This is a genomic window from Pyrobaculum sp. (assembly GCF_049971835.1).
Lineage (GTDB): Archaea > Thermoproteota > Thermoprotei > Thermoproteales > Thermoproteaceae > Pyrobaculum.
Genome location: NZ_JBMFKV010000218.1, coordinates 1 through 2,755 on the forward strand (window position 1 = coordinate 1; position 2,755 = coordinate 2,755).

The 2,755-nt window shown below is 55.6% G+C and carries 3 protein-coding genes; all 3 read left to right on the forward strand.

Going from position 1 to position 2,755, the window contains the following annotated elements:
• A partial coding sequence (locus ACP5J3_RS12615; protein ID WP_428496007.1) for a thioredoxin family protein occupies positions 1-313 on the forward strand: 313 nt, incomplete at its 5' end.
• Between the two features lie 27 nt (positions 314-340).
• On the forward strand, positions 341-1,687 hold the full coding sequence (locus ACP5J3_RS12620) for an FAD-dependent oxidoreductase (RefSeq protein WP_428496008.1): 1,347 nt from the start codon (positions 341-343) through the stop codon (positions 1,685-1,687).
• Between the two features lie 66 nt (positions 1,688-1,753).
• Positions 1,754-2,683, forward strand: coding sequence for an NAD-dependent malate dehydrogenase (gene mdh, locus ACP5J3_RS12625; RefSeq protein ID WP_428496009.1), 930 nt, complete (start codon positions 1,754-1,756; stop codon positions 2,681-2,683).
• Positions 2,684-2,755: the final 72 nt, after the last annotated feature.

Here is a 2,755-nt window from a genome sequence, read left to right on the forward strand (position 1 = left end):
GGCCCAGCTAAAAAACGCACTTTATGGATGTAAAGTAACGTTTATTATGTTCTTCGGAAAGACATGTCCATACTGCCAGATGTTTGACCCAATCTTCCGACAGGTAGGCGGGCGCAACAGCGACGTCGCAAATTTCGTGAAGGCAGATATAGAGGAGTTCTACCAACTAGCCGCTTCCCTAGGCGTCATGGGAACACCCACGACAGTGGCTTTCTACAACGGACAGCCTATAGATCTCGCCCCCGGCTTCATGACGGCCCCGCAGTTTAAAATATTCGTCGAGTCGGTGCTCTCGAGAGCGGGCTGTAAATAACTTAAAAAACGGAAAAAGTGTAGCTCCATGGTACGTGTAGTGGTAATTGGCGGGGGAGCCGCCGGGGCCTCGGCGGCGGCTAGGGCCAGAAGGCTAGACCCAAGCGCCGAGGTGACGCTCATCGAGCGCGGATCAATGATCACACATGCGCCCTGCGGCATGCCGTATGCAATCGGGGGGCTTGTTAAGAGCCAAGACGATCTGATGACGTACAGCCCCGAGGAGTTTGAAAAAGAGCGTAACATAAAGGTACTCATAAGATCTGAAGTCGTCGACGTGGATGTTGAAAAGAGGAATGTCACAGTTAAACGGGGCGGATCCATCGAAAAGATTGCGTGGGATAAGCTAGTCATCGCAACCGGCGCCAAGCCCCTAGTCCCAAAGATACCGGGGGTGGAGTTGAAGGGCGTCCTCACCATGAGGCACCCTGACGAGGTCCCCAGCTTGAAAGGACATCTCGAGAAGGCGAAGACTGTGGCCATCGTCGGGGGTGGATACATCGGCGTCGAGATGTCGGAGGTGTTGCTTGAAATGAGTAAAAAGGTGTTGCTTTTCGAAATGTTTGACCAGGTATTACCCTCGGCTCTAGATCCCGACGTGGCGGCTCTCGTGGCTGAGGAGATGAATGTGAGGGGGGTCGAGCTACACCTGGGGGAGAGGGTTGTGGAGTTTAGAGGGGCCGATCACGTCAATAAGGTGGTCACAGAGAAGGGGGAGTACGCCGTCGACGAGGTCCTGCTGGCTGTCGGGGTGCGGCCCGACGTGGATCTCGCAGTGAGGGCTGGGGCTAAGCTTGGTGAGACTGGAGCCGTCTACGTAAATGAGTATATGGAGACGACGGTTCCCGACGTCTATGCCGCTGGCGACGTGGCGGAGAAGGTCCATAGATTAACTGGCAGGCGTGTGTGGATTCCGCTGGCGCCCACCGCCAACAAGGAGGGGCAGGTAGCGGGGGGCAACGCCGTGAGGAGCCGCGTGTTGAAATTTCCCGGCGTCGTGGGCACCGCCGTCACCAAGTTTTTCAACCTATACATAGCCCGGACAGGTCTAAGCGAGCGGGAGGCAACTCAGCTAGGCTTCAAAACGCAGAGCGCGTTGATAAAGGCGAGGACCAAGGCGCACTACATGCCTGGCGGCGGGGTGGTCCACGTGAAGCTAGTAGCAGAGGAGTCCACCGGTAGAATTCTAGGAGGCCAGATAGTGGGGGAGGGCCAGGTGGTCGCCTCCTATGCAGACATACTAGCCGTTGCTCTGCAGTCGGGCTACGCAGTCTCTGACCTCTTCTTCTCAGACATAGGCTATATGCCAGACACGGCGCCTGTCTGGCACCCCTTGATAGTGGCGGCTAGGGTGCTCAGCCGCGGCAGGTTATAGTTTTGGCTAGTACTCATTCGACTAGTTAGGAAAGAACACATTTTACCTAGATTTATTTAGATCTCCATGATAACGATAATTGGAAGTGGGAGGGTGGGCGCTGCGGCCGCCGTAATCATGGGCCTAATGAAGATAGATACAAAGATTCTGCTCATTGATATTGTCAGGGGGTTGCCGCAAGGCGAGGCGTTGGACATGAACCACATGAGCTCTATACTAGGCCTAGACGTAGAGTATATGGGTTCCAACGAGTACAAGGACATGGAGGGGAGCGACCTGGTAGTAGTCACCGCTGGGCTCCCCAGAAAGCCCGGCATGACGAGGGAACAGTTGCTAGAGGCAAACGCCAAGATAGTGGCGGAAATCGGCAGGGAGATTAGGAAATACGCGCCTAACTCCGTGGTGATATTAACCACAAACCCGCTCGACGCCATGACGTACGTAATGTGGAAAGCCACAGGTTTTCCAAGAGAGCGAGTTATAGGCTTCAGCGGCGTCCTCGACGCGGGAAGACTAGCCTACTACGCGGCCAAGAAGCTAGGCGTCTCCCCCGCCTCAATACTGCCAATAGTCCTTGGCCAACACGGCGAGAGCATGTTCCCAGTGCCGAGCAAGAGCTTCGTCCACGGCGTTCCGCTCAGCAAGTTGCTGACAGAGGAACAGCTGAAGGAGGTAGTTGAGGACACCGTCAAGGCCGGCGCGAGGATAACCGAGTTGAGGGGCTTCTCCTCTAACTGGGGTCCCGGCGCCGGGCTCGCCATCATGGCAGAGGCTGTGAAGCGCGACGCTAGAAGATCGCTCATAGCCTCCGTTGTCCTACAGGGGGAGTACGGCGTGCGAGACATACCCGTCGAGGTGCCTCTAATCCTCGGGAGAAGCGGAGTCGTAAAGATCCTAGAGGTGGAGCTCACAGAGGAGGAAAGACAAAAGTTTATGCAGAGCGTAGAGGCTGTGCGGAAGCTCGTAGCCTCCATTCCGCCGGCCTACCTCCAATAATTTTTTAACTATATTTTTACGCGACCCTCTGTGGACAAGGTTCTGTTTGAAGTCGCGGGTGAGAGGGGTAAG